A 25411-nucleotide genomic window follows, 5' to 3' on the forward strand; every position below is an offset into this window, starting at 1 on the left:
TTGGCCCTCCTCTTACCTATCGTCTAACGCCTCGATTTGCCCCTGACCGCCTCTCCGTCACACCAAGACCTCCTCCAATCGCTTCAACCTTGCCCGAAGCGAACCATCCCAAAGCTGGGAACCTACCTGGATGCGTAAACCTGCAATAAGATCTGGATCGACGTGAAACTCTCGCGCCAGGGGAGACCCAAATCGCTCTTCAAGGCGGCGGAAAATCTCCTCCCCTTCGTCGGGGAGTGGCTGGGCCGAAGTCACCCGGAAGGTCCTCCGGCTGATTTCACAGGCAACCAGTTGTCGTAACCGCACAAGCACCGCTCGGTAACCTCTGGGTCTTTGCTGCAAGAACTCCCGGACCACGACCCGGAACTTCTCCGGATCCAGTTCTCCTTCCAGCAAACACTGGCGGAAAAGGCTTTTGGCCTTCTTTTTGGCTTCCCTTCCGACCTTCATCCCGTCTCCCCAAAGCCTCTCGGGCGAGCTTTCTCCCTCCCTGCAGGAGGCTAGTTCCGCTCCAGCTCAGCCAGTGTTTCTTCCTGAAGTCTCCGGTGATCCTCCTGCGTTAGAACCTTACCTGAAACCCTGGAAGTTAATTCCACGACCAAGCGCACCACCTGCCGCCGAACCTCAGCGAGGGTTTGTTCCCGTTCCCGAGCGGCAAGCTCCCGGGCTTTCGCTAAAATTTGCTCCGATTCCTGCAAGGCCCGGTCCAAATAGCGCTGTCCTTGCACCTCGGCGGCCCGTTGTGCCTCCTCGATAATCTGGCTCGCCCGCTGGTTCGCCTCCATGACGATGGCTTTGCGCTTGGCTTCAGCCTCCGCTAGGAGCCGATCGATCTCCTCGGCCTTGCGAAGACTCTCGGCGATCCGCTCCCTGCGCTCTTCCAAAAGTCGCAAAATCGGGCGGTAGGCATACCGCTGGAGCACAAAAAGAACGATCGCAAAATTGAGCGTCTGGGCCAAGAGCTTCGGCCAGGAAATCCCCAGCTGGAGGAGTGTTTCTTCCATAAAAAAATCCCTAGCCCTTTCCTTTTGTCCCTACTTGCTCACCACAAAGTACACCATAATAGCCAGTCCCTCCGCAAAGGCCATCCCCAAAATCCCCAGAGTGAAAATCTGCCCAAAGGCCCCCGGATTGCGCCCGATGGCCTCCGCCGCTTTTCCAGCCGTAAGACCAACTCCAATCGCGGCCCCCAATCCTGCCAGTCCAACGCCAATGTTACCCGTAATTTCTGCTAGCATCTTCTCCTCCTTTTGTCCCTGCTGCTTTCGATGACTTTTCCCCCTATTTCTTCTCCTTTTCACCCGGTTTTCGTTTTTGATCCCTATCTCCCTGCCAATCCCCTACTTGTGAGGATGGGCTTCCTCAATATGGGAGCAAGTCGTCGCCGTAAAAGCAATGGTCAAGAGCGAAAAAACCATCGCCTGGGCCACCGCAACCAGGACTTCCAAAAAGTAAAACGGTACCGCCGGAAGTCCCCAGAGATAGCCCAGCATGACGTCCAAAACCGCTTCTCCCGCAAAGATATTTCCATATAGCCGGACTGAAAGCGCCACGGGCCGGATAAGAATGGAGATAATCTCAATGAACCCCACGGCCACAAAAATGAGAGCTAAGGGGATGGCGATCCAACCTCTAAGCCCCCCCTTGGGCCCGAACAAATGCAAAAGAAGCCCCTTGGGCCCCTGGTAGCGGATCGTCCACCACGTGTTGGTCAGAAAAAAAACCAGAGCCATCCCTCCGGTAAGATTCGCATCGGAGGTGGGAGGGCGAAGCAGCGGAACGGCCGTTTCTCGAAGGGCGGCCGGGAGCGGATTGGAAGGGTCCGGTACTCCCCATCCGATGCTTCCGACTCCGGGAAGAAGATCGGTCATATTACAAAGGAGAATAAAGATAAAAAAGGTCGCCACCACCGGAAAGGCCCAATTGGCTACCTTGGGTTCCAGTAACCCCTTGGTCATCGCTTCAAGCCCCTCGACGCATGCTTCGATCAGGTTTTGCAACCCGCTAGGAACCAGGGTAAGCTTCCGGGTACCCAGGCGAATGAAAAGGAATAAAAGCCCGGCCACCACCCAGGTAGCGATCATGGAATTGGTGATGGGAATGGGCCCAAGGGAAAAAACGACCTCGGCTGCCGGGTTAAGCACCGGCGCCTTTTGCCCGGATGAGGCGACCGCTAGAAAAAGTCCTTTCACAACTGGGAAGCTTCCTATACGGCCCAGACCAGGATTGCAAACGTTTTTTTGGTGCCAAACTCGTTTTTTTGTAAAGCTGTGCTAATACCAAAGCCCGATGGTCTCTGCCCTAAACTCTGTTGCCGCTTTTGGTATTGCGCGCAACGCCGAGGACACAACGTTTACTGATTGTAGGGAAAGCCGAGGCCCTGGACCGCATGACGACTATTAGCGGTTCCAAAGATTCCACGCCCCAACCCCTTCGATGGGAACGGTTGTGGGATTCCCACCAGAAAGAAATCCAACGCCTGATCCGTGCCGCTTTCCGGGAGGATTGTGGGCCCTTCCAGGGTGCCCACTGGGAAAAGCTTTCTCAAAAGGATGTCACAACCCGGTGGTTCGTCCCGCCGGGGACAAGGGCTCAAGCGCGGGTTGTGGCCAAGGAACCCTGCGTGGTTTGTGGAGTAGCCCTCGCCGCTTTGTGTTTTCGCAAGCTGGATCCCTCGATCCAGTGGGTTGGTCAGGTTGCAGAAGGAGAGCGGGTGGAGGCGGGGCAAGTGGTGCTCACCGTCGTAGGCCATTTGCAAGCGATCGCTACCGCGGAGCGGGTCGCACTGAATTTCCTAGGACGCCTTTCCGGAATAGCCACCATGGCGCGCAACTTGGTTGAGGCTCTCGGGGGGGCCAGGGTAACCCTTTTGGATACTCGAAAAACAACTCCCGGGCTGCGGATCTTAGAAAAATATGCCGTGGCTTGTGGGGGGATGGAGAATCATCGTTGGACGCTGGGCGAGATGGTGCTCCTAAAGGACACCCACCTTGTATATTACCGGAACGAGAACTGGAAGGAGCTAGCGGAAAGGATTAGCCAGTTCCGGCAGCGTTTTCCCGGGGTTCCAGTGTGGATCGAAGCCGAAACTCTTGGGGAGGCACGTCAGTTCGCCAGCCTTGGGGTGGATGGCATCTTGCTTGACAATTTTTCCCTTGAGGAACTGCGTCAGGCGGTGAACGAGCTAGGAAAAAAGGTACAGCTAGAAGCATCTGGCGGAATCGGGTTAGGCAACCTGCGGGAGGTAGCCCAGACGGGGGTGGTACGGATTTCGCTTGGTCAAGTGACTCGAGCGGCAGTATGGAGCGATTTTTCCTTGCAAACCGAGCTTTTGTCCCCTTCCGGCTAAAAGACCCCCGGGGTGGGGGAAGAGGAAAATCTTTGTCAGTGGCCTTCGTAACGGAGTACGTTTTGCTATGACGTGGGTTTCTCCCCCGCCGGCTCGATTCCATGGGGCGCTCTTCGATCATCTGCGTCGGTCCCCGGTGACCTATTTCCTTGTGGCAAGCAACTTCTCGGTGTACCTCGTTCAACTGGTCGCCATTTTCTTTTTTGGATCGGTCCGGTTTCGAAGCCTTTTTTCGTTGAGTTTGGATGGCTTGGCCCGGGGATGGTACTGGCAGGGCCTAACCTACGCCTGGCTCCACGCAGAATTTTTACCCTTTCACCTCTTTCTCAATGTTCTTTTGATCTACATTTTGGGGTGGGAGCTGGAAAGTCTTCTCGGGAGCTTGCGATTTGCTCTTTTGTACCTGGGCAGCGTATTGGCAGGTGCGGCGGGGTGGTTCGTAGCGGATCCGGGAGACATGCAGGGAGTCATGGGTGCCAGCGGTGCCGTCTTTGGGTTAATCACCGGTTTTGCTTCCTTGCGTGCGACGGAACGATTCTGGGTCCTTTTCCCTATCCCGGTGGTCGCCAGCGCTCGAACGCTTGCTTGGCTTTTGGTGGCCTTTGAAGCCCTTTGCCAGCTGTTCCATTGGATGCCCCAGGTGGCCCATTCAGCTCACCTGGGAGGGGCGATTTTCGGTTATCTTTTTGTCCGGCTCCTCCCTCTGACTCCTCCTTGGCAGGTGCCCTCCTACCAAGCCCAGGCACGATGAGGGAGGCGAAGCGAAAGGACTGGGGACGGGAAGTCCGTTCCGTGTGGGTGCGGGTTCCGGCGAGCACAGCGAACCTGGGCCCCGGGTTCGATACTTTGGGGTTGGGCTTGGCCCTGTATAACGTTTTTCGGGTTGAGCGTAATGATCCGGGCTCCATCTCCCCTCCCGAACTCCCTCCTCTTGTTCGCCAGGTAGCGGAACTTTTTTTTGTGCAATCCCAAACGGAGGCTTTTCCCTTCCAGTGGAATTGCGTGCAACAAGAAATCCCTCTGGCTCGAGGGCTCGGGAGTAGCGCTGCCGCGCGGGTAGCCGTTCTTGCGGCTCTGGTCAAGCTTGCGGGGATTGCGTGGAACCGGGAGCAACTGGCCCGCTGGGCGGCCCAGCTGGAAGGGCATCCTGATAACGCGCTGCCTTGCGCACTGGGCGGGTTTGTCGCTTCTACGTCGGGAGGGGCGCGCTTTTTACGAATCCCGCTTCCCAAGCATTTTCGTGTCGTGCTTTTTATCCCCTCCCAGGAGCTCTCCACGGAGAGTGCGCGAAAAGTTCTCCCTGCGGCCATTCCGCTCACTGACGCTGTGTCGAACCTAGGGAGGGCGGTTGTACTGGCTGGTCAATTCTTTGGGAGAAAGTGGCAATTAAGCCCAGATCTTTTCGAGGATGTTTGGCACCAGCCTGTCCGCACACGCCTGCTTCCCTACTGGGAAGCCATAAAAAAAGCGGCTCTAGAGGCTGGAGCTCAGGGTTTTTGGTTGAGCGGTTCTGGGCCCACTCTTGCCGCCTTGGCCATGCGAAACACCCGGAGAGTGAAAGAGGCCATGGCGGAAGCCGCCTCGCGCCAACGCGTTTGCGGGCAAGTCCAGGTGGTGGGCCCCGATAACTCTGGCGTGCGGATCCTTCGGGTCGCATGAACCGGGCCAACGAGCGCTTCGGAATAGAAAAGCGTTTCGGGCACGCGTTTTCTCCAAGCACCGCAGAGATTCTACCAAGAGGCTGCCGAAGCTCTGCTTGCGATACCCGTTGGCAGCTTTTTTAACGGTCAAAAGATGGCGCTAGAGGAAATCGGCTGCCTTCTCCAGCTGCTCGAAAGCTGAACGCAGAAAGGTCTTGACCCTTTGGCGCGTCCCCAAATCGAGCCGATCGTCCATGGTAGCAGCTCTCCAAGCAAGGTTCTCCGCGTCGACTTGTAAGAAGGCAGGGCTTGCCAGTGCGGGTAGGCTGATCTCCACCGACCGGTACCGCTTGAGGAGACTGGGAGCCCGGCTCCGATCATACAGGCCAAAGGCGTCCTGGCCAAAGTACTGGTTTTTGACCACCACGTACTTGGCCTTGTCTTTGAGACTTTCAAGCGTTTGACACACAATGTCGATCGAATCTTGGAGCGGTCCGATGACCAAAGCCACCGTGAGGGTAAAGGGAAGCTCGTCCTGCAACGCGAGAAGATCCACATCGTCCATCCAACGCTGCACGAGTTCTCCGCTGCGGGCTCCTAGATCCACGATAAGCCGATCGTAGGGCTTGGTTAGCCCTGATAGGATCGAGTCAATGCTTTGCACTTGGTAAAGCGAAACCGTGCTCACCCGGTCTTTGTAACAACGAAATAGGGGACCTCGGTTGGCATCACAGTCGTATCCATGCCAGGGAATAAAGTGTTCCGTATAAAACTCCGCCAGGGTACGGGCAAAAGTGCTTTTGCCGACACCCCCTTTTTCCCCGTGAACTAGGATTAACCGTTTACCCTCGGTTTTATGGGTCGTCATAGCTTTTTTCTCCCTCCTTTCCTTTGGATTACCCCGATCCTTCCGGCGGCGAGGGTTGTGTTTTTGAGTCCCGGGGGGCTTTCGGCTCAAGGTTTTCTCCTTCTAGCTAAGCCAAATCCCTCAAAGCTGGCGACGGGAACGTGAGGAAAAAATGCCTGCCATTGTGATTTTGCCTCCTTGCCTGCCGGTTTGCGGGATCCTCCGTGTCATGATCGCCCTGCTTCAACCCGTGTCAAGAAGCTTGCTGCAGGAAGAGGGGGCTGGTCGCACCAATGGGTAAAAAAGCCCAGGGGCGTCTCTGGGCCTGTCAGGGGAGAAACGCGGAACATCTCCCGCTCGGGAGGGGAGCTTTTTTCCCTTCTTTCTCATTGCGGGATTTCTTTGATAGGCAGACCCCCGAGGGAACATGGGGTTACCCCTTGTCCGGTGCCATGGCCATGGGGCTAGGAGCAAAGTCCTGCCCGAGGGGGGTTTGTAAGTTTCCCAATTTGGCCAAGGAGGATAAAAGCTCTAAAAGCTGCTGTCGCCCTTTGGCTAGCCCTTCTTTCCCTTGCGTGACACCCACAATCCATTGGGCTTGAGCTTGAATCTTGGCAAAGGAAGGGGAATTGGGGTCCGATTCGGAAAGATTGTCATATACGTCGGCCAGCTTAACCGCCCAGGCTTGCCAAGGGGCCTCTAGGAGCCGGGCGCGGTATTCGGTTTCCCTTTGGGGCTCGGGAACTCGGGCGTCCTTGCTTAAGATGGATACAAGGTCGGCAATTTCCCTGCCAAACTCTTGGGCTAGCTCATCATAGTCGGTACGGGTGTCCTCGAGAGTGTCATGAAGAATGGCAGCGCAGAGGGCACGTTCATCCGAAATCCCAAATAGGTGCAAAAGCACCACGGCAACGCGAAGAGGATGGGCGATGTAGGGGGTTTTGCCGTCCTTACGGAACTGCCCTCGATGTTTTCTTGCTGCAAAGGAAACGGCCTTTTGCCACAGCCACGCAAAGCGATCTTGTTCCTTCATGGTAACAAAGGTAGGCTTAGTTTGGCTTTCGGCCAGTTCCGCCGTGGCCCCTTTTTCTGTCCGAGGATGGAACGGCCGGTGGTGTTTGTGGCCTCCAACGGGTTTTTGCAAAAATTCGGTGAAGAAAAGAGGCAAGACTTTTTTGGTTTTTGGTGGGGTGCATGAGCCGGGCGACTCTTGGAACCCAAGCGGAAACCCAGGGATGGGCCAGTGGGAAACCCATGGAGGCCGCGGCTAGGGACTCTAGGTAATCGGCTTTGGCTCCGGTTCACGGAGGAGTGGAAGGGGTGAAACGAAATCTGGGTCGCTAGCCAGGGGGGTGGTGGTCACGAGCATCCTAGGGTAAAATACCCCTATCGGTCGAAATGTTTCCTTTTTTCGTATGTCTTTCGATGTCATTCGTGTGCAGGGGGCTCGGGAGCACAACTTGCAGAACCTGAGCCTTTCGATTCCGAAAAATCGCCTCGTCGTTCTTACTGGGGTTAGTGGTTCGGGTAAGTCCTCCCTTGCTTTTGATACCCTTTATGCGGAAGGGCAACGGCGCTATATGGAGAGCCTTTCGGCCGATGCGCGGGTTTGGCTTGGGCAGCTCCAGAAACCTGAGGTGGACTATATCGAGGGGATACCTCCGGCGATTGCGATCGGTCAAAACGCCTACGCTGGGACGAGTCCCCGGGCCACCGTGGCAACAGCCACGGAGATCTACGATGTGTTGCGAATTCTCTTTGCGCATTGTGGGACCCCGCACGATCCTAGCACCGGAAGAGAGCTTCGTCGCTACACGGTGAGCGAAATTGTGGATCGGATTGTTGGGGAATCGTCCCAGACGCTGGTCCAGATTCTGGCTCCGGTGGTCGAAGGACAAAAAGGCCAATTCCGGGATGTAGTCGAGCGGCTCCGGCGAGAGGGATTTTTACGAGCGCGAATCGACGGCCAGTGGGTGCTCTTAGAAGAAGTCCGTGGATTGGCCAAGGGCCGGGCTCATACGATTGAGGTAGTGGTCGACCGGCTCCGTGTCTCTCCGCAGGCCCGCTTGCGGCTTGCAGACTCGGTCGAGCTGGCTCTTCGCCTCGGTGGGGGAAGGGTCCGCGTGGTGGTGGGTGAGGAGGGGCCAGAGGCCAAGGAGTGGCTTGCCTCCGTTTTGCCCTTTGATCCGCAGACAGGATTTTGTTTTGGTGAGCTTACCCCTCGTCATTTTTCGTTTAACAATCCGTTGGGGGCTTGTGAGGCGTGTCATGGGTTAGGTACAGAGCTTGTAGTGGATGCGGACGCTCTGATTTCCGATCCTCGAGCTCCCTTGTCTGAACTTCCGTTTGCGCCGCTAGCCGAGTTGCCGAAGGGGATCCGGGTGGCGTATGGCACAGCCATTCGGGAGCTGGCGGCTCGATATGGAGAGCGTTGGGATCGATCGTGGGAGGATTGTTCGTTGGAGTTTCGCCGGTGTGTTCTTTGGGGAGAAAACGATTCAAAGGCTTCCCAGGACTCGGCAACGGCAAAGGAGCACGGGTGGGAAGGGCTTGTGGGGGCGCTGGCGAGACTGTACCGGGAAGCTCGCTCCTCCTTCATCCAGCGGAAGCTTGAGCCCTACCTTTCCCCCGCCCCCTGTTCCCGGTGTGGAGGGACGCGTCTTAAATCAGAGATCCGGGCGGTGACTGTAGCCAGTCGCGGCTTTGGTCCCATGGGGATCGGGGAGGTTGTGGGCTTAACGGTTCGCAAAGCTTGCCAGTGGGTCGAGGGACTCTTTTGGGAAGAGGGCGGGCAGGGAAATAAGGCTGGCCGGGAACTGCAGGCCCAGCTCCGGAAGCGGTTGCGTCTTTTGGAGGAAATCGGGCTTGGGTATCTGACGTTGGATCGGCCGCTTTCGAGTCTTTCGGGAGGAGAACTCCAGCGGATTCGGATCGCCTCCCAGCTAGGCTCGCAATTGAGCGGGGTTCTGTATGTGCTGGATGAACCTTCCATCGGGCTGCATCCCAGGGATCACTACCGGCTTTTGTCGGTCTTGCGCCAGATACGCGATTTAGGGAACACGGTCATTGTTGTGGAACATGATGAAGAGACAATCCGGGCTTCGGATTACATCATAGAGCTGGGCCCTAAGGCGGGATCGCAAGGGGGAAGAGTCGTAGCCTGCGGGACCCCGCAGGAACTCCAAAGCAATCCTCGCTCGCTCACGGGAGCCCTGCTTCGAGGCGAACTCCGCATGACTCCCCCTATCGAGCGAAAGAAACCCCAAGCTTCGCTACGGGTCATTGGCGCCAAGGAACACAACCTAAAGAATCTCACGGTTGCTTTCCCTTTGGGGCTCTTTACGTGTGTGACCGGGGTGAGCGGTTCAGGGAAAAGCACGCTGGTGATGGACGTTTTGGCCCGTGGTCTTTTCCGGCGTCTTTGCGGGGGCCGCGAACGCCCGGGAGCCCACGAGGCCATGGAGGGAGTTGAGCACATTGACCGGGTGATCGTCGTGGATCAGTCACCCATCGGTCGAAGCCCGCGTTCCAATGCTCTGTCCTATTGCGGGATTTTGGAACCCATTCGAGAGCTATTCGCTCAGGTTCCCGCTGCTCGGGTTCGGGGGTACGGACCGAGCCGGTTCAGTTTTAACCTGGCCGGCGGGCGATGCGAACGATGTCGCGGGGAAGGGTTCGTTCGGATCGAGATGACCTTGCTTCCCCCTATGGAGGTCCTTTGTGACCATTGCCAGGGGCGGCGGTTTAACCGCGAAACTCTCGAAATCACCTACAAGGGAAAAAATATCGCTGACGTTTTAGACCTGACCGTAGAGGAAGCTTTGGAGTTTTTCCGCAATGTTCCTCGTGTCCGAGAGAAACTTTCGGTGTTAGCGGAGATGGGGCTGGGGTATTTACGGCTTGGCCAACCTGCCAGCACCCTTTCGGGAGGGGAAGCCCAGCGACTGAAACTAGCCACGGAACTTTCCAAGCGTTCGACCGGCAGAACGGTCTACCTCATGGACGAACCCACCACCGGGCTTCATCAGGCGGACATCCAGAAGCTGCTTGAGGTCATTCGGAGACTTCGCGATTTAGGAAACACGGTGATTGTCATCGAACATCACCTCGAAGTCATCCAGTGCGCCGACTATGTGATCGATCTTGGTCCAGAGGCAGGTGAGGAGGGAGGGGAAATAGTGGCCCAGGGGACCCCTGAGGAAATAGCGGCTCATCCAGGGAGTATCACGGGACAATGGTTACGCAAAGTCATGGCATGCCCCGGCCCGAAGTAAAAAAGGCTCCCATCCAGTCGAAAGGGCGATGTTGGATGCTCTTTCTTGCGATCGGGGGGATTCTGAGCTCTTGGGCCTATCCCGCTGATCTTTCCCAAGAGCGTCTTAAGGAGCAAGCCTTTTGGACGCTCGCTCACGGCCTTTTTGACCGGACGCTTGCCTATGCTGAGAGATATTTGCGGCAATTTCCCCATACGCGAGCCGCTGCGGAGGTCCAGTTAGCCCAGGCTCAGGCTCTTTATTTTTCCAAGGAGCCGCGGGAGGCACTTCGGGTGCTATCTCGGCCTCGCGGAGAGGTTCCGGCTGAGCTTCGGAGTCAATGGAGCTGGTGGCAACTTCAAAGTTTGGCTGCCTGTGGGAAATGGGATGAGGCAGAGCAGCTCGCACAGGGAGTTCTTGCGAAAGTTGCTTCGGAAGAGGAAAAGCAAAAGTGGTCTTATGCCCTGGCATGGATCTTCTGGCAGCAAGGAAAAAAGGAACAAGCTAAGGAAGCGCTTCAAAAGCTAGCTTTGGGCTCAAGTGGTTGGAGTAAAAAAGCCCTTTTGGATCTCGGGCGGATCGAGATCGAGGACGGGGAAAAAGAGCTGGCTCGAAGCCGGTTTGAACGGCTGGCTCAAACGGCCCCTGGTAACAACCCGGTGCACGAAGCCTGGTTCTGGCTTGGGGAACTGGATCGAGACGCGGGAAAACTGGAGCAAGCCATCCAATGGCAAAAGAAATTCCTTGAGGAAGCGACCCCCGCGGAGCGGCAATTTCGCCTCGCGGCCGCTTATTCGCTTGGGAAAAGTCTTCTGGCCGTGGGAGAGCCCGAAAAAGCTATGGACTTTTTGGAAGGGATCCTCTTCCACACCCCGGGAATACGAGCCAGTTCTTTGGGCTGGGCTCTTGCGGAGCTTTACGTCCAAACGGCACGGGAATCGGCAACGGTCGCGATGCGATGGGGGAGATGGGAGGAAGTTTTGCCCCAGTTGGACGCAGACGGCAGAGTTTGGATCGACTGGTTACGGTTGCGCCTGGCCATGGAAGATCCAAAGCTTGCAGCCTTTCTCGGTCCTAAGCGGCAAGCGCTTCTCGGTTGGCAACGGATTGTGGAGGAGGGGCTTCCCCCTTTTTGGAAGGCTTTCGGATACTACCAGTTAGCCATGGAGTGGCTCAAGCAAGGGGAAGCCGACCGGGCGCTGGAAGCCCTAGGTCAAGCCCAGGAGCTGGCTTCGCCCGCCCTAGCCGGTTATCCCCACTTTGTCATGGGGGAGATCCTTTTTGCCAAGGGTGTTTATGGCCGTGCGGCAGAGCATTATCGAGAGGCAGCCATTGAGGACCCTCGGTTGGGAGAGAAGGCTACGTTTAACTGGCTCGTCTCTCTAGCCAGGGGGGGTAAGGTAGAGGAGTTTGAAAAAGGCTACCAGATCTTTGTCCGGCGTTATCCCTCGAGCCAGCTTCTGGAACCGTTGGTATGTGAGCGTGCCGAGTTGTACCGCCGGTTGGGAAAGGACGCGTTGGCGGAACAAGCCTTCCGGGAGGGCCTTGCGCTGCCTGGCTTGGGAAAGAATCATCCGGGTCTCCTTTTGGCCCTCGGGGATCTCTTATTTGAGAACCGGCATTATCGAGAAGCCCGTGCGTGCTATCAAGAGGTGGCCCAAGCGGTCAAAGGGGGTGCTCAAAAAGAAGAGGCTCTCTACAAGGTGATCCTTTCCGCTTACTGGTCCGGGGAACTGGACGCGCGACAGGCACGAGATTCCCTTCTTTCTTGGGTTTCAACTCACAGCCACCATTCCATGGCGCCCATTGCCTTGTTTCAAGCAGGAGAACTGTCCCTTTTGGTCCAGGACCTGGTAGGTGCAGAGGCAGCTTTCGGGAAACTAGCGGTCGAATATCCTCAACACGAGCTTGCCGACGCTTCCCTCTACTGGGCTGCCAGGGCAAGTTTAGCCCGAGGAGATGGCTCTAACGCTCTAGCGCTTTTGGAAAAGATTCCTGAGGGCTCGTCGTGGAAGGCCCAGGCCCGGCTTTTGCAAGCACGGGTCTACCAGAATGCCGGCCAGTACCGGGTTGCTGCCGATCTTCTCCACAATCTTCTCCAGCAGGCGAAGGTGGACAATGCGGTCATGGCGGAGGCCCGCATGGCCGAGGGAGAGTGCCTGTTTGCTTTGGGAGACTATAACAAAGCTGCGATCCTGTTTTCCCAGGCAGCCCAGTCTTCCTTTCTGGCTTCCGTACGGAGGGAAGAGGCTCTTTATAAAGAGGCAATGGCGCTGGACAAGGAAGGAAGAAAAGAGGAGGCTTTGGAGCTATTTCTTGCCCTGCTAGAGGGGAAGGTGGGGGAGTCGGAAGCAAAGAGTTTTTTTTGGCGAGTGAAAGCCGGCCTGGAGGCGGCTTCCCTCCGTTTGGCAGCGAAGGATTGGGAGGGGGCCATTGCCGTTTATGAAGCGCTAGAAGAGCTGGGGGGTCCCACCCGGGAAGAGTTTCATCGGACTGTGATGACCTTGCGCAGGGAACATTTCGTCTTGCCCCAAAAGTAGTTTCCCTGATCCAAGCGGGCACCTTGGAAAGACTCGACAAAGGGAGGAAATCCCAAAAGTTTGTGCTTCGGTCCTTTGCTCGCCGGTTTCCGGAGGCGGGGAGCTATTGGTCGGCGGGAAAAGCCTATTTTCACAGGGAGAGGCTGGGGTTACTCTTCTGGGTACAATTCCTTCGAGTCACTGTGCCGGGCCTCTTTTTGTTCGGGCAAGCTCCTCGAGTTGGATTGCGGCGCAGCCCAATCCATCCTCTCCTTGGAGCTTGTTGGACACAATCTGGGCTTGGCGCGCGTACATCCCCGTACTGGTCTCCCACATCGCTAGGCGTAAGCCGGCTGCCTTGCGGCGATGGCGCGGCAAGTACTTTCCCACGCCCAGCTCTTCGAGGCGCGCTGCGTTGTAAGGTTGGTCAAACGCGCAAGGGCAAAGAACGGCCGGCTTTCCCGCCAGGAGGGCAGAGGCTAGCGTACCCATACCGCAGTGATGGGCCACAACAGAAACCCGGGGCATAATCCAATCGTGGGGAAGCCAGGGAATGGCCAGCGCATTGGAGGGTAACCGGGCGGGTCGGTTCCCCTCCTCTCCAATGAGAAGGATGGCGGCGGCAGGATAACCGCGAACGGCTTCGGCTGCCTCTTCGTAGAAGGACCGTCCAAAAGATTTGACCACCGTGCTTCCTAAGGTAAAGAGCCAAACAGGTGTGTGCTGGGCTAACCAATGGGCTAGATCCTTGGGTGGAGAGTAACCGGAGGGTTCTCTCGGATGCGGAAAACCTGTGAGCACATGTTCGGGTCCCCACTGGGGATCACGCGGGAAGAACGTGGGGCTATAGAGGTGGAGAACCCGTTGCGTCGAGCGATGAGAAAAAAGAACGTGCTTGCGCGGGGCTAACCCGAGGCGTTTTCGGATCCGGTTGATTTCCCCGTCGAAAAGAAAAGAAGCGACACAAGTAAGGGCGTTCCAGCACGAGCGATACAACGCGCGGGTGATCCTTTTCCGGGCAAGGCGCACCCTGGGGGGCCAGGGGGGAAGAAGGCTTGAGGGAGTAATCGCAGGGGACGTGCACAAGGTCGCCCAGGGGATACGGGTTTTTTCCCAAACAAAAGCGGCGGCAAGGGCCATGGGGTGGGCCACCAGACAATCATGGCGGGCTGCCTCCTCCAAAAGAATGTGGAAGGCTGGTTCAATCACGGGAAGGACAAGCTTTCGAACGACTGTGGCGTAGACGGAGCCACTGGTCCCGCGGGCGGCTAGCTGGAGGACGGATTCCAGCGGATCCTCCTCGCCGGAAAGACCCGCGGGTAGACCTCGAAATTCCAGGCCTCTCCTTTGGGCTTCTTTTCCCCAATCCTCCTGTGCCACCATGGTTACCCGATGACCTCGCTGGACCAGCAACTGACCCAGTTCAACAAAGACGGAACGGTCGCCTGCGGATCCCCAGGCAGCCAGAAGAAAGCTAAGTTGCGACATGGCCAAAGGTCGCTTATGCGACCCACAAAACCAACCCCCAAGAACGACGGTCAAAGGATGACGTGGTCCTCAGAGATAGGACACAAGCAAAGATATCGACTCTCTATGGCCCTCGTCCTGGTCGCTCTTTTCTGGCTGGGGAACGGGGTAGCATGGGGGAAGGCGAATCCTGGCGGGTCGAAAAAAAGCTACCCGTACCATTTTTTTTGCACCCTTTACTATTTGCCGAAAGAGGAAGGTTTTAGCGCTAGCCGCGGGTTTGATGTCAGGCCCGTCCGAGCGCCGGGGCTCGGAGCTCACCCCTATCCAGCTTCCTTTCTTTGGGCCGTTCGAATGGAGGGAGCGGGCCGAATTCGCACACCTGTACGGGGGTTCCACTATATCCGCTACGCGGGAGGAGGGTCGTATGAATACTGCTCCGCTCCCACGGCGGCCAACGGCCACCGATTGCAAGCGCACCGCACATGCGCGATTTCTTCTCGAAATCCTTACCTGCGGCTTGGTCAGGAGATTGAGATTGATTCCCCGACGGTCCGGGCGGTTTTTGGCTCTTCCCGCTGGCGGATCGAGGATACGGGAGGTGGGTTAAATCCCTGGCAGATTGATCTTTATTGGGGCGAAGATGAGCCTCGGGGTTCCGAGGGACGAGACCGGAACCGACCAAAAGGCACCGATTTTGAATACGCGTTTGATGTGATTGTCACAGTCCTAGGCCAGGGATAAGGGAAAGGGAAAAAAATGGGTAGGGATCCCTTTCTCGCCACGGACAGTCGGGTGGAAAAAAGGCCAGGATCCTAGACTCAGGGAACGGGAACGCGTCGGGCCGGTATTCCCCGTTTCCAAAGACCCAAAGAAAGCTCCCTCGCAAGGGAAGGCCCACGGTAGACAAGTCCTGTATAAATTTCCAGAAGATCAGCTCCGGCTGCCAATCGCTCGTAAGCATCGTCTGGGCTTTCAATCCCTCCCACCCCGATAAGAACAAGGCGAGGGGAGGCCCATGTGGCGATCTTTCGCAAAAGGCGCGTGGCTTTTTCCTTGAGAGGCGCCCCGCTCCATCCCCCTCTGAGGCCGTCCGGAGAGGTTTTGAGGCTGGTGTTGCAAAAGACAATTCCTTGGCAAGGGGCTTCCCCGAGAAGGGTGACCAGTTTTTCTAGCTCCTGCTCGGTATGGTCAGGGGAAAGTTTCACCAGGACTGGTTTGGGGGAATGCCGAGGGGGATGGCAGGCAGCTACGGCGTCCAGCAGCCGAAGGAGCATTTCGGGTGTTTCCAGACGACGCAGTTCTGGAGTATTCGGGGAGCTCACGTTGAGGACAAAAAAATCTCCCAGTTCCCTAAGGTGGGTAAAGACCTCCACATAGTCCCGAGCTGCCTCGGGGATGGGCGTCTCTTTCTGTTTGCCGATATTGATCCCCACAGGGATTTTGGGCCACTGGCCCTCCTCCTTGAGCCGCTCCAGTCGCCTTCGTATCGCAAGGGCTCCCTCGTTGGGAAAACCCATCCGGTTAACCAGCGCATGTTCCCTCGGAACTCGGAAGAGGCGGGGTTTCGCGTTGCCTTTTTGGGGTCGCGGAGTGACCGTACCAATTTCCACAAACCCAAAACCCAGCCGTTCCCATGCGGGAAGGGCAACGCCGTTTTTGTCAAAACCGGCAGCTAACCCTACCGGATTCGGAAAGGAAAGTCCCCAAAACCGCCGCTCCAGAGCTCGCGGAGAAATGTTCCAGGAAGGAAGACAACCCAGGCGCGCCGCTTGATGGAAGAGTTGTAAGCTAGCTGCGTGAATCGCTTCCGGCGGGCACAGGAAAAGCAACGGGCGTATTAGCCGATAGATATTCATTTCCCAATGCAAAATCGCCGGAAAACCTCATCGAGGATTTCTTCCCGGCATCCAAGTCCGATGACTTCCCCCAGTGCCTGGAGACTCTCCCGCAGATCAACGCTAACAAGCTCAAGACTTGCGCCTTCTTGCCAGGCAGTTCTCGCGCGTTGCAAGCCTTCTTGAGCTCGGCGAAGCAACCCTTCATGTCGAGGATTAATGGTGATCCACCCTTCCTTTGCCAGCGCAAGCCCTCCGGTCAGTTGGCGTACGATCTCTTCTTGCAGCCGGTCTAGGCCCTGGCCCGTGAGGGCGGAAACACAGATGCGGTCCCTGTGATCTGGATGAATCCCTAGATCGCATTTGTTGGCGACCACAAGCCACACTTTTCCTGGGGGCGGAAGAAGCCTTCGGACTTCTTCGGGTTCTGGTTCCGGGGCCACGATGACGTAGAGGACAAGATCGGCTTGGGCCAAGGCCGCTTCCGCCCGCCGGACTCCCTCCTGTTCGATCCAATCGTCCGTTTTTCTCCTTCCGGCGGTGTCCACCAGTCGAAGACAAAATCCTCCCAGTTGACACTCCGTTTCAATCGTGTCTCGGGTTGTCCCAGGGATCGGGGAGACAATGGCCCGGTCTTCGCGCAGGAGCGCGTTAAACAAGCTCGACTTCCCCACATTGGGGGCTCCGACAATGGCCGTGACCACCCCCTCGCGAAGGATTTTTCCTACCGGCGCCGTCCGGAGTAGGGCTTCTAGTTCCTGCTCCAGGCAGTCGAGGGCCTCTTCCAGTTCTTTCTGCACGAGGGGAGGAACATCCTCGTCGGGAAAATCGACATAGGCTTCCAGGTGGGCAACTATCCCGAGGAGACGTTCCCGTAGCTGCACAATCTTATTCCGTAACTTCCCCTGGTGAATCCCCAAGGCCCCTTCCAGGGCCGCCGGCGTCTGTGCCTGGATGATTTCATGGATCGCCTCAGCTTGGGTAAGATCCAGCTTCCCATGTAAAAAAGCACGTTGGGTGAATTCTCCCGGTAGCGCAAAGCGAGCTCCCCGGGCGATGTAAGCAGCTACCATTTTCTGCACGATATAGGGGCTCCCATGGCAGCTAATCTCTACCACGTCTTCCCCTGTAAACGAGTGGGGTTTTTTCCAATACACAAGAACGGCTTGGTCCAGAAACTCCCCCCGGTCCCATAACCGCACCAATGTAGCGCGCTGCGGAATCCACGGGATCGGCCGCTCCAAAAGAGTCTGGGTCATTGGCTGTGCCGCTGGTCCGCTGACCCTGATAACAGCCAGGGCAGCTTTTCCGGGAGCTGTCGCTGGAGCAATAATGGTGTCCATACTGAAGGAAAGAGCCTACCTTGACCCAAAGGACAAGGGGTGCGATGGAAGAATCCTGTGGAGAAGGACCGTTCTGCCTTCCCTTGAGAAGCACTATAGCACCCTCCGGGTCACAGGCTGCCAAAACCAAGCGGGATGAACCGAAGACGGTAGGAATGATCCAGGACCAGTCAAACCCTTTACCAAAGCAAGGCGAATTTAGTCTCTTTGACCCACCCTTGCCAAAAGAACCTGGCGTTACGTCCTATCAAGCCAAGGTGTTTGTACCGGGCGGAGGAGGAGCGCTCCTGGTGGCTTGGGTCCCCCAGGAGGTAATCCAGGACGTTGTGCCGGGTTGCCGGGTCATTCTTGCCTCGACCGAAGGGGAGCGAAAAGGGCTTGTCTACCAGGTGTTCCGGGCGAGGAGACGAAAACCAAGATGGACGGTAAAGGAGCTGATCGACCGGCAACCGGTGATTGGGACGGCTTTCTTTGTGTTGGCTCGGGAACTGGCGTCCTACTATTGTGCCCCTCTCTCGTTGGCGCTTAAAACCATGCTTCCCGCTTGCCTCTGGGAAAACCCTTCTTCCCGTCGACGAGCGCAAGCAAAGTGGCTCGAACTTGGACCTGGTTGGGTAGCGGCCCAGGGTTCCCTTTCCGGCGAGGACCCTTCCGAAGTCGAAGCCTGCCGGTGGTTGGAAGAGAGAAGTCCGATTCCGATCTCACAAGTGATTCGTAAAACCAGGTGGCCGCGGGACTTTTGGGAACGCTTAGTTGCGAAGGGTTGGGTCGTTTTTCGGGATCCACCCTTAGAGCGCTCCGTGGAGCTCTGCCGGGAGGAATCGTCGCCTGTTCAGGTGACTCTTAGCCGCGAGCAAAAGGATGCTCTTGCCGTGCTTACGCAAAGCCTAGATCGAGGCCCTGGTCATCCCATTCTTCTTTACGGAGTAACAGGAAGCGGGAAAACCGAGATTTACTTTGAGGCGATCGACCATGTGCTCAAACGAGGCGGAAGCGCTCTATTGCTCGTACCTGAGAGAGCGTTGACCCCACAGCATCTGGAACGACTCAAGGCTCGATTTCCTGCCCAGGATGCGATTGCGGTTTGGCATAGCGGGCTTTCCGAAACCATTCGTGTCCAGCAGTGGTGGAGAATTCAAAGGGGCGAGATTCGTGTCGTGTTGGGCACAAGGTCCGCTCTTTTTCTGCCCCTTCGCAAGCTTTCGCTTATCGTGCTGGATGAGGAGCAGGATCCCTCCTACAAGCAGAGGGAAGGTTTGCGGTATCACGCGCGGCAAGCCGCAATGATGCGCGCGCAACTGGAAGGCGCACTCGTTGTGTTGGGTTCCGCAACCCCTTCCCTTGAGTCCTGGTACAAGGCCAACCAGGGAGAATACCGGCTCGTTAAGCTCCAAGCGCGAGCGGGAAAGGCGCGTTTACCCTGGGTTCACGTGGTAGACCTTCGTTTAGGCCGTCGCAGTTCGTCGTCTCGCAAACCGGAGGGGGACGAAATTTTAGCTCCCTTTGTTCGGGAGCAGGTGCAAAAGTGCCTGGAGCAAGGGAAACAGGTTCTTATCTATGTCAATCGCCGTGGGTACGCAGGCGCGGTCCAGTGCCAGGTTTGCGGAGAGGTTGTCCGATGCCCCCGGTGCAGTGTGGCCCTTGCCTTCCATAAAAGCTTGCAGGCGCTTCTCTGCCACTACTGCACGCATCGGTCCCAGTGGCAAGAGGCCTGCCCACGATGTGGAGCCATTGCGATGAAGCTTCTGGGAAGGGGGACGGAAAGGATTGAAGAGCTTTTGCGGGAGCTTTTCCCACAGGTGAGGCTGCTGCGGGCTGATTCGGATTCTCTTAAGGACCGGTCTTTATGGGAAGCGGCGGTCCGCGCGTTTCGCAAGGGGGAGCTAGACATTCTGGTTGGCACACAAATTCTCTCGAAGGGTTTGGATTTTCCGGGCCTAGGATGTGTCGTGGTATTGGAGTGGGATTTCGTATTATCCCTCCCCGATTTTCGGGCAACAGAGAGGGCGTTTCAACAATTGACCCAAGTGGCAGGGCGAGCGGGCCGGGCCGGGGGCGAAGCTCACGTCTTTCTTCAGACTTGTTGTCCCCATCATCCGGCGATCCAGTTTGCCCGTCATCACGACTTTGAGGGGTTTGCTGAGTCGGAACTCGAGTTACGGCAGAAGTTTTTCTTTCCTCCCTTTGCTGAACTGGTGCTGCTTTCGTGGGAAGGAAGGAATCAGGAACGCACGCGACGGCTGGCCGAGCAAGCGCACGATCGAATCATGGAGGCTCTTGGCGGTCTGGCAGACGTAGGCCCGTGCATGTCGGCTCCTATTGAAAGGATCCGGGATCGGTACCGGTTTCAGGTTCTGATCAAAACCCGGCGCCTCCCCGAACTGGCTCGGAAACTTTTTACCCTTCAGAGTCGCCTTCGGGATGCCAAAGTTCGACTCGAGGTGGACGTGGATCCGGTGGAGTTCTGGTAGTTGTAAGGGGGGTGAGCTATTTCTAGGAACAAGGCTTGCCTCTGGCTACCGGCCGGGCAGACTTTGAAGAAGGAAATCGAAAGGGAAAACCGGGATGGTCCGATGGCGTAAGATTCTGGTTCTCTTCGGATTGGCTGCCGCAGTAGTTGCGGGTGCCATGTTTTACTTCTGGCGCCTGGACTGGGAAGAAAAGCGTTACGAAGCCATGATCGCTGTGGCTAGTGCGCGCTACCGGATTGACCCAATCCTTGTACGGGCCGTGATCTGGCGGGAAAGCCGGTTCCGACCCAACATGCTCGGTCTAAGCCAGGAGCGAGGTCTCATGCAGGTTCGCCCAGCAGCTGCTTTGGAATGGGCGCGAGCTGAGGGAATCCGGGACTTCAAAATCGAGGATCTCTACCAGCCTGAAATCAACATCCTGGCCGGCTCGTGGTACCTTGCTAAAGCCCTTCGGCACTGGCAGGGAACGGATGACCCGATACCGTTTGCGCTGGCAGAATACAATGCGGGAAGAAAAAACGCCTTGCGCTGGGTGGATCCTGAGCGGCCGAAGAGTGCAGAAGCGTTTCTGGCCCGGATCGATTTTCCCTCGACCCGGCGCTACATTCAACAGATCCAAACCCGGTATGCGCAGTACAGAAACGGGCTTTTGCGACCGGCGTGGGAAAAGCTCCTGGCGGAGGATCCCGCGAAACAATCGTGGGTAGAGTTGCTTTCGGGCCGGCAATAGACCAAGATCTTGTTACTTCCAAGGATTTTTGCTGCGGGATTGGGCCCTTAGCTCAGCGGATTAAGAGCATCTGACTACGGATCAGAAGGTCGCAGGTTCGAATCCTGCAGGGCCCAAAAGAAGCCCGGAGTGGATGACCCTTGGGCTTCCGAGTCCGCCCTGGCGAACGATTCAAGCCAAAAAGTCTCTAACGATTGCGCGTTTTTTCCTAAGGCTGAACAATGACTGGGGTGCCGGGTTCGGCCTTAAGCCAGCGCGCCGCTGGGGCTTGGTTGCCAGCGAGTTCCAGGAGGTTGGAGCTATTGAAAAGGGCTCCCACCTTACCTTGGGGCAGCTCGCTATACGTGCGGACAATGGGTGCGGTGAAGGACCGGTTTCCCAGGGTAACCCGCAAAAGATTTCCTTCCTGGAGAAAGGGAGCGTAACCCTTGGGGATATTGGTAATAACATTGCCAAAACGATCCACGTGGAGAACTTCGCCATTAATGGTACGGCCTGCGAGGTTGGGGTTCCGAAGGGTTAATCGTTCGATCTGGTGCGTGGGACTCCCGAGGGATTCTGGGGCAATCCCTTGAGCCAGGTGAGCGGCCACAGGCGCAAAAATATCCCGTCCGTGAAAGGTACCCGACACCCCTTCCTTGCGATGATACTCGGCCCGGTCGAGTATCCAGGCTCGCTCAAGCCCCTCCTCTTCCAGTACAAGAGAAAAAAGCCCGTTATTGGGACCGACAAAAAATTTCCCCTTTTTCGTAAGGACCAGTAGGGGTTCCCGCGGGGACCCCACCCCGGGGTCCACGATGGCAACAAAAATGGTCCCGCGAGGAAAGTGGCGGGCAGTCTGGGCGAGAAGATAGGCTCCCTCCTGAATGGCGAAAGGCGTTACCTCGTGGAGCAGGTCAATGACTCGTGCTTGTCGATCGATCGAATAGATAACACCCTTAAGTTCTGCAACGTAGGGGTCGCGCGTACCAAAGTCAGTAAAAAGAGCAATGAGGGGCTGGTCTTTCGGATTTTCCTTCATCCGGGTGTTGCTGGAAGAACATTGTACTAATCCAAAAACTAGCCCTGTCAGGCAAAGGAGGAGAAGGATGCAATCGATGGGGCCTTTGTTTCTCCGTTTTCCCATCTCTTCCTGTGTTACCGGCTTGGGGAAGCCAGAGGAGTTCTAAGGTTCCCAGCTCTTGCCGCGAGAACCCTTCCCATTGGGAAGCCGTAGCGCGGCCGGGCTTCCCAAACCCCAACAAACTCTAGCGATCCACCATTTTCCAAAATTCAGGAAACCCGCCAATGGCGTCCTCCTCTGCCAGGGGGAGATTGGATCGGAAAAGAAAATCGGCCAAGGTGTTTTTATGCAGAATGCGGCGAACCAGGATCCCTTGTGGGCATGCTTCAAAATAGACGCGCCAATCACGCGCCCGGAGCCGGAAAAGCTTCCGTCCCTCACGTTCCACCTGTCCCAAGCGTTCTCCCGAAGGTGCCTCTAGCTCTTCGGGCAGGATGCGAAGCTCCTCCAGGAGTTGGAGCTGGGCTTCCTTAGGAAGCGTCGCAAGCTCTGCGGCGGTCGTTTCGGCAAAGAGGATTTGGAAAGGGCGATGATCTTCCTGCACAGCTCGCAGGGACGAAAGGAAGCTTTCCATATCCAATGTTTAAAGATGGGAGATCTTTTTCAAAAGCAAAAACTCTCGTTAGGGCTCCGTCCGTTGGCCGGAACATCCTGGGGGAAGAAAAAAGAGGAAAATACTGGCGTACCGGAACGGTCGCTCTAGGCAGGCTTCTAGCAAAGGGTTATTTTACACCAAGGAGGCAGAACTGGGGAAGGATCGCGTTTAATCCTTTTTGTCCCCATGAGGGTAACGTCATGGCCGTGGGAGAGGAAGAGATTCGCAGGGCGCTTAAGCAAGTGCGGTATCCCGGTTTTAGCCGGGACATCGTTTCCTTTGGGATCGTAAAATCGATTGCAGTCGATGGTCCTAGGATCCGGGTAGAGCTTGAGGTGAGAAGCCGCGACCCGAAGATTCCTGGCGAGATTGAGAAAGCGGTTCACAAGGCCGTGTCGCAACTGCCTGGAGTGGAGAGGGTCGAGGTGATTCTCCACCAGGTAGCCTCACCCGCCAGCCAGGTTTCGCTACCGCAGGAACCGGTTCCCGGGGTTCGACATGTGGTGGCAGTAGCCAGTGGGAAGGGAGGGGTAGGTAAATCAACGGTTGCCGTGAACTTGGCGGTGGCGATGCGCCTCTTGGGTCCGACGGTCGGCTTATGTGACTGCGATATTTACGGACCTTCCCTAGCACTCATGCTGGGAACGCGAGAGTATCCCATGGTTGCAGGGGAGCATGAGATTTATCCCGTCGAGCAGTATGGGCTTAAGCTCATGAGTATGGGGCTATTGGTTGAGGAAGACCGCCCGGCCGTTCTCAGAGGCCCGATGGTCAGCCGTTACACGCAGCAGTTTCTCCGGGACGTCCGGTGGGGGCCTCTGGATGTCCTGGTCTTGGACCTTCCCCCGGGCACGGGAGATATCCAGCTCACCATCGTGCAAACCGTATCGTTATCCGGGGCGATCGTCGTTACAACTCCCCAGGAGGTGGCCCTGTTGGATGCCCGCAAAGCCGTCGCCATGTTTCAAAAGGTTCAAGTCCCGGTTTTGGGGATTATCGAGAACATGAGTTACTTCCTCTGCCCCGGGGATGGGAAGGGCTATCCCATCTTTGGTTCCGGAGGCGGGCGGCGGGAAGCGGCGCGTCTTGGCGTTCCTCTCCTGGCGGAAATCCCCTTAGAGATCCCCTTGCGTGAATCTGGTGACCAGGGTGTACCGATTGTGCTTCTTGACCCAGAAGCTCCTTCGAGCTGTGCGTTTCGAGAGGCGGCAAAAAAAGTCATTGACATTCTGGAAGGGGGGTGATTTGTCACAATTGGAGCAGGAGGAGCAACATGGAAAACTCTTCTTCGTGTAGCAATCGTGGCCAAGCAGGGGAGTGTAGCAGGCTAGAAAAGTTTTTCGAGCAATCTACTCTTTACCAGGAGTTTCTGGCTGAGCGGGAGGAGATTTTACGCCATAAATGGATCGAAAGCGAGAAGGCAGGACGAGATATCGGGTTTGAAAAGGCACTGTTGGACTGGATCTTAAACCACCGCGCTGCGTGGCGTGCGTATCGCAAGCGCCTTCGTGAGGGGAAGGAAAATCAGCGGCCGGGGCAAGCGGCTCTCCTGGTGACCTTAGCTCTTTGCCTAGGCCCCAAAGTTTAAATGGCATAAAAAGTGCTTGGGTGCCAAAGGGGATTGCCGTTGTCATGGCGGTCACCTTCGCACCGCGCCGGAGAGAAAGAAACTGAGGAGGTAAGGAAAAAGGAAACGGAGGAGGCCTAGGCTATGAACGCCTGGGTGCTGTAGCGAGTAGCAATTCCTATTCAAGGAGGGGAGGCTCATGAGACGTTTCATCGATTCCTTCTTTGTGTGCTTCGCACTGTGTATAGCCCTTGTCGCTTGGGAGGAGGGTAGTAGGGTGTTTGGGGAAGATTCTAGTTCTTCCGCGACGAGCTCGGATAGCAAAGAGACCAAAAAGGTGGAAGAGCTAAAAAAAATGATTGAGGATCAGGGGATCTATGTGGAGACCTCGCAAAAGGGGATTGTTCTATCTGGATACGTAGATGCGAGCTACACCTACAATTTCCTTCGGGCGGATAGCGATGTTCCTTCCACCTCGGCGATCATTCCGACACGGGAGCCTCCTGATTCGATCCCGGGAGGGGGTTTTAACTTAAACGCCGTCAAGCTTGCTCTGGAAAAGCCTCTCGGGGATAAAAACGATTGGGTTGCGGGATTTCGCGTCGATCTTCTTTTTGGCCAGGATGCTTCCATTTCTGAGCCTGACTTTCTCCAGAGTAAGGGTGTTCCCTTTGGATCTGGTGTGGATACTTCAGGGCTCCTTGTAGAGCAGGGATATGTCCAGTTCCGCGTTCCGGTGGGCAATGGACTTGATTTTAAGGTAGGCAAGTTTGCTGCTCCGATTGGTTATGAGGTCATTGAACGGCCTGCCAACATGAATTTTACCTACGGCAATATCTTTACCAACCTGCTTCCAACGACGTTGGTGGGTCTTCAAAGCACCTATAAGTTTTCCGATCAATGGAGCGCCATGCTCGGGATTGCGGATAGCGGGTTTAACTCAAGTCGCGGGGGCATCAATTTTAACAATATGATCGATAATAACGATGCCTACCTTCTGTTAAGCTCAGTTACGTGGACCGCCCCCGGGAAGAACGCTAACATTATTGGGACGGTTTTTTATGGTTTTAATGGTGCGAATAACCCTGGATTCCCCGCCGGCGGGACATTCGGGCGCACGCTCTTCACCGAAAACGGACAGTTCCTTATCGGGGATCTGGTAGCAAGTTGGACACCCAAGTTTGCCAACGATAAGTTGCTCCTAGCGGCCGAGTTTAATGAAGGCTTCTTTGATCCCTCTGTCGGCGCTAATGGCTCGCCTTTCCAAATTCCTTCCGACTGGCGGGGAGCGTCGATCTGGGCCAAATACCAGTTTACCAAGGTAGTGAGTCTTGCCATGCGGGGAGATTGGGTGGAAAGCGCAGGTAGTTCTTTTCCTTTTCCCCCGGGTTTTGCTTCCTTTCCGGGCATTGGGGATGTGGCCACTAGCTCCTTCTTTGCGGGACACTCGGACCGGACGGATATCTGGAGCTACACGGCAACCCTGCGGTTTGATCTTTGGCAGAATATGATGCTGCGACTGGAGTACCGGTTAGATTGGGGGAGGGATCTCTATGGCAACGCGGCGCAATTCCCGCTGGGTTTCCCTCAAACCGGGGCGAGTCACGGGCCTGCCCACCTGGCAGCTTTTGATGTGGCTTATAGCTTTTAATGGCAAAAACCGAAAGCGCTTTTGAGCAGAAGTCGACCATGGGATGGTGGTTGGACGCGGGTAGTGCGTGATCCACCC

General features: G+C 56.4%; 22 protein-coding genes and 1 tRNA gene. 12 read left to right on the forward strand and 11 right to left on the reverse strand.

Translation table 11 applies throughout. The features are described 5' to 3' along the window. Positions 1-57 precede the first annotated feature (57 nt). The 4 genes from KK925_RS01075 to atpB form a co-directional block, all read right to left on the reverse strand. The gene (locus KK925_RS01075; protein ID WP_174581741.1) at positions 58-450 is read right to left on the reverse strand and encodes a F0F1 ATP synthase subunit delta; all 393 of its coding nucleotides are present in this window, start codon (positions 448-450) and stop codon (positions 58-60) included. A gap of 50 nt (positions 451-500) precedes the next feature. Beyond that, the gene (atpF, locus tag KK925_RS01080) at positions 501-1004 is read right to left on the reverse strand and encodes a F0F1 ATP synthase subunit B (RefSeq protein ID WP_174581742.1); all 504 of its coding nucleotides are present in this window, start codon (positions 1002-1004) and stop codon (positions 501-503) included. A gap of 30 nt (positions 1005-1034) precedes the next feature. Then, positions 1035-1238 carry an ATP synthase F0 subunit C gene (locus KK925_RS01085; RefSeq protein ID WP_174581743.1) on the reverse strand — a complete coding sequence of 68 codons (204 nt, stop codon included), beginning with the start codon at positions 1236-1238 and terminating at the stop codon, positions 1035-1037. A 102-nt stretch (positions 1239-1340) separates the two neighbouring features. Then, positions 1341-2192 (reverse strand): F0F1 ATP synthase subunit A, encoded by an 852-nt coding sequence (atpB, locus tag KK925_RS01090; protein WP_236027798.1) that lies wholly within the window; start codon positions 2190-2192, stop codon positions 1341-1343. 197 nt (positions 2193-2389) lie between these two features. On the opposite strand from atpB, the gene nadC reads away from it, so the two are divergent. The 3 genes from nadC to thrB all read left to right on the forward strand — a co-directional run bounded on the left by nadC (position 2390) and on the right by thrB (position 5008). Continuing rightward, the gene (nadC, locus tag KK925_RS01095; protein ID WP_174581744.1) at positions 2390-3349 is read left to right on the forward strand and encodes a carboxylating nicotinate-nucleotide diphosphorylase; all 960 of its coding nucleotides are present in this window, start codon (positions 2390-2392) and stop codon (positions 3347-3349) included. A 67-nt stretch (positions 3350-3416) separates the two neighbouring features. Continuing rightward, on the forward strand, positions 3417-4100 hold the full coding sequence (locus tag KK925_RS01100; protein ID WP_174581745.1) for a rhomboid family intramembrane serine protease: 684 nt from the start codon (positions 3417-3419) through the stop codon (positions 4098-4100). Beyond that, complete coding sequence (thrB, locus tag KK925_RS01105; RefSeq protein ID WP_174581746.1) at positions 4097-5008, forward strand: homoserine kinase; 912 nt, start codon at positions 4097-4099, stop codon at positions 5006-5008. The genes KK925_RS01100 and thrB overlap by 4 nt, the downstream gene beginning before the upstream one ends. Before the next feature lie 141 nt (positions 5009-5149). On the opposite strand, the gene KK925_RS01110 is transcribed toward thrB, so the two are convergent. After that, on the reverse strand, positions 5150-5857 hold the full coding sequence (locus KK925_RS01110) for a P-loop NTPase family protein (RefSeq protein WP_174581747.1): 708 nt from the start codon (positions 5855-5857) through the stop codon (positions 5150-5152). A 412-nt stretch (positions 5858-6269) separates the two neighbouring features. Continuing rightward, positions 6270-7004 (reverse strand): HD domain-containing protein, encoded by a 735-nt coding sequence (locus KK925_RS01115; protein WP_174581748.1) that lies wholly within the window; start codon positions 7002-7004, stop codon positions 6270-6272. 247 nt (positions 7005-7251) lie between these two features. On the opposite strand from KK925_RS01115, the gene uvrA reads away from it, so the two are divergent. Both uvrA and KK925_RS01125 read left to right on the forward strand, forming a co-directional pair. Next, positions 7252-10110 (forward strand): excinuclease ABC subunit UvrA, encoded by a 2859-nt coding sequence (gene uvrA / locus KK925_RS01120; RefSeq protein ID WP_174581749.1) that lies wholly within the window; start codon positions 7252-7254, stop codon positions 10108-10110. Next, positions 10071-12629, forward strand: a complete 2559-nt coding sequence (locus KK925_RS01125) for a tetratricopeptide repeat protein (RefSeq protein ID WP_174581750.1) — start codon at positions 10071-10073, stop codon at positions 12627-12629. The genes uvrA and KK925_RS01125 overlap by 40 nt, the downstream gene beginning before the upstream one ends. Before the next feature lie 177 nt (positions 12630-12806). Here KK925_RS01125 and KK925_RS01130 read toward each other — a convergent pair whose 3' ends face one another. After that, positions 12807-14096 (reverse strand): glycosyltransferase, encoded by a 1290-nt coding sequence (locus KK925_RS01130; protein WP_174581751.1) that lies wholly within the window; start codon positions 14094-14096, stop codon positions 12807-12809. 57 nt (positions 14097-14153) lie between these two features. Here KK925_RS01130 and KK925_RS01135 point away from each other — a divergent pair, with 57 nt between their 5' ends. Continuing rightward, positions 14154-14819 carry an RlpA-like double-psi beta-barrel domain-containing protein gene (locus KK925_RS01135; protein WP_174581752.1) on the forward strand — a complete coding sequence of 222 codons (666 nt, stop codon included), beginning with the start codon at positions 14154-14156 and terminating at the stop codon, positions 14817-14819. A 77-nt stretch (positions 14820-14896) separates the two neighbouring features. Here KK925_RS01135 and KK925_RS01140 read toward each other — a convergent pair whose 3' ends face one another. Together KK925_RS01140 and mnmE are read right to left on the reverse strand one after the other, a co-directional pair. Next, a complete protein-coding gene (locus KK925_RS01140; RefSeq protein WP_174581753.1) occupies positions 14897-15934 on the reverse strand; it encodes a quinone-dependent dihydroorotate dehydrogenase in 1038 nt (345 codons plus the stop codon). Further along, positions 15931-17256 (reverse strand): tRNA uridine-5-carboxymethylaminomethyl(34) synthesis GTPase MnmE, encoded by a 1326-nt coding sequence (gene mnmE, locus KK925_RS01145; RefSeq protein ID WP_174581754.1) that lies wholly within the window; start codon positions 17254-17256, stop codon positions 15931-15933. Before mnmE ends, KK925_RS01140 begins: the two co-directional genes overlap by 4 nt. A 44-nt stretch (positions 17257-17300) precedes the next feature. On the opposite strand from mnmE, the gene priA reads away from it, so the two are divergent. From priA to KK925_RS01160, 3 genes are all read left to right on the forward strand, one after another. Then, the gene (gene priA / locus KK925_RS01150; RefSeq protein WP_214096183.1) at positions 17301-19727 is read left to right on the forward strand and encodes a replication restart helicase PriA; all 2427 of its coding nucleotides are present in this window, start codon (positions 17301-17303) and stop codon (positions 19725-19727) included. 94 nt (positions 19728-19821) lie between these two features. Next, a complete protein-coding gene (locus KK925_RS01155; protein WP_174581756.1) occupies positions 19822-20457 on the forward strand; it encodes a lytic transglycosylase domain-containing protein in 636 nt (211 codons plus the stop codon). A 41-nt stretch (positions 20458-20498) separates the two neighbouring features. Next, positions 20499-20573, forward strand: a tRNA-Arg gene (locus tag KK925_RS01160). 92 nt (positions 20574-20665) lie between these two features. On the opposite strand, the gene KK925_RS01165 is transcribed toward KK925_RS01160, so the two are convergent. Together KK925_RS01165 and KK925_RS01170 are read right to left on the reverse strand one after the other, a co-directional pair. Further along, positions 20666-21583 (reverse strand): SAM hydrolase/SAM-dependent halogenase family protein, encoded by a 918-nt coding sequence (locus KK925_RS01165; protein ID WP_214096184.1) that lies wholly within the window; start codon positions 21581-21583, stop codon positions 20666-20668. 121 nt (positions 21584-21704) lie between these two features. Continuing rightward, the gene (locus KK925_RS01170) at positions 21705-22094 is read right to left on the reverse strand and encodes a type II toxin-antitoxin system RelE family toxin (RefSeq protein WP_174581757.1); all 390 of its coding nucleotides are present in this window, start codon (positions 22092-22094) and stop codon (positions 21705-21707) included. Between the two features lie 221 nt (positions 22095-22315). On the opposite strand from KK925_RS01170, the gene KK925_RS01175 reads away from it, so the two are divergent. The 3 genes from KK925_RS01175 to KK925_RS01185 all read left to right on the forward strand — a co-directional run bounded on the left by KK925_RS01175 (position 22316) and on the right by KK925_RS01185 (position 25333). Then, positions 22316-23359 carry an Mrp/NBP35 family ATP-binding protein gene (locus KK925_RS01175; RefSeq protein WP_174581758.1) on the forward strand — a complete coding sequence of 348 codons (1044 nt, stop codon included), beginning with the start codon at positions 22316-22318 and terminating at the stop codon, positions 23357-23359. Positions 23360-23388: 29 nt separating this feature from the next. Then, positions 23389-23703 carry a hypothetical protein gene (locus KK925_RS01180; protein ID WP_174581759.1) on the forward strand — a complete coding sequence of 105 codons (315 nt, stop codon included), beginning with the start codon at positions 23389-23391 and terminating at the stop codon, positions 23701-23703. Between the two features lie 178 nt (positions 23704-23881). Then, positions 23882-25333, forward strand: coding sequence for an outer membrane beta-barrel protein (locus KK925_RS01185; RefSeq protein ID WP_174581760.1), 1452 nt, complete (start codon positions 23882-23884; stop codon positions 25331-25333). Positions 25334-25411 lie beyond the last annotated feature (78 nt).

It is taken from the genome of Candidatus Methylacidithermus pantelleriae, from assembly GCF_905250085.1.
Classification (GTDB): domain Bacteria; phylum Verrucomicrobiota; class Verrucomicrobiia; order Methylacidiphilales; family Methylacidiphilaceae; genus Methylacidithermus; species Methylacidithermus pantelleriae.

Excerpts from the sequence above, each read along its gene's own strand:
- KK925_RS01075 (WP_174581741.1), bottom strand. The coding sequence starts at position 450 with ATGAAGGTCGGAAGGGAAGCCAAAAAGAAGGCCAAAAGCCTTTTCCGC.
- atpF (WP_174581742.1), bottom strand. The coding sequence starts at position 1,004 with ATGGAAGAAACACTCCTCCAGCTGGGGATTTCCTGGCCGAAGCTCTTG.
- KK925_RS01085 (WP_174581743.1), bottom strand. The coding sequence starts at position 1,238 with ATGCTAGCAGAAATTACGGGTAACATTGGCGTTGGACTGGCAGGATTG.
- nadC (WP_174581744.1), top strand. The coding sequence starts at position 2,390 with ATGACGACTATTAGCGGTTCCAAAGATTCCACGCCCCAACCCCTTCGA.
- KK925_RS01100 (WP_174581745.1), top strand. The coding sequence starts at position 3,417 with ATGACGTGGGTTTCTCCCCCGCCGGCTCGATTCCATGGGGCGCTCTTC.
- thrB (WP_174581746.1), top strand. The coding sequence starts at position 4,097 with ATGAGGGAGGCGAAGCGAAAGGACTGGGGACGGGAAGTCCGTTCCGTG.
- KK925_RS01110 (WP_174581747.1), bottom strand. The coding sequence starts at position 5,857 with ATGACGACCCATAAAACCGAGGGTAAACGGTTAATCCTAGTTCACGGG.
- uvrA (WP_174581749.1), top strand. The coding sequence starts at position 7,252 with ATGTCTTTCGATGTCATTCGTGTGCAGGGGGCTCGGGAGCACAACTTG.
- KK925_RS01125 (WP_174581750.1), top strand. The coding sequence starts at position 10,071 with ATGGTTACGCAAAGTCATGGCATGCCCCGGCCCGAAGTAAAAAAGGCT.
- KK925_RS01130 (WP_174581751.1), bottom strand. The coding sequence starts at position 14,096 with ATGTCGCAACTTAGCTTTCTTCTGGCTGCCTGGGGATCCGCAGGCGAC.
- KK925_RS01135 (WP_174581752.1), top strand. The coding sequence starts at position 14,154 with ATGACGTGGTCCTCAGAGATAGGACACAAGCAAAGATATCGACTCTCT.
- KK925_RS01140 (WP_174581753.1), bottom strand. The coding sequence starts at position 15,934 with ATGAATATCTATCGGCTAATACGCCCGTTGCTTTTCCTGTGCCCGCCG.
- mnmE (WP_174581754.1), bottom strand. The coding sequence starts at position 17,256 with ATGGACACCATTATTGCTCCAGCGACAGCTCCCGGAAAAGCTGCCCTG.
- priA (WP_214096183.1), top strand. The coding sequence starts at position 17,301 with ATGGAAGAATCCTGTGGAGAAGGACCGTTCTGCCTTCCCTTGAGAAGC.
- KK925_RS01155 (WP_174581756.1), top strand. The coding sequence starts at position 19,822 with ATGGTCCGATGGCGTAAGATTCTGGTTCTCTTCGGATTGGCTGCCGCA.
- KK925_RS01165 (WP_214096184.1), bottom strand. The coding sequence starts at position 21,583 with ATGGGAAAACGGAGAAACAAAGGCCCCATCGATTGCATCCTTCTCCTC.
- KK925_RS01170 (WP_174581757.1), bottom strand. The coding sequence starts at position 22,094 with ATGGAAAGCTTCCTTTCGTCCCTGCGAGCTGTGCAGGAAGATCATCGC.
- KK925_RS01175 (WP_174581758.1), top strand. The coding sequence starts at position 22,316 with ATGGCCGTGGGAGAGGAAGAGATTCGCAGGGCGCTTAAGCAAGTGCGG.
- KK925_RS01180 (WP_174581759.1), top strand. The coding sequence starts at position 23,389 with ATGGAAAACTCTTCTTCGTGTAGCAATCGTGGCCAAGCAGGGGAGTGT.
- KK925_RS01185 (WP_174581760.1), top strand. The coding sequence starts at position 23,882 with ATGAGACGTTTCATCGATTCCTTCTTTGTGTGCTTCGCACTGTGTATA.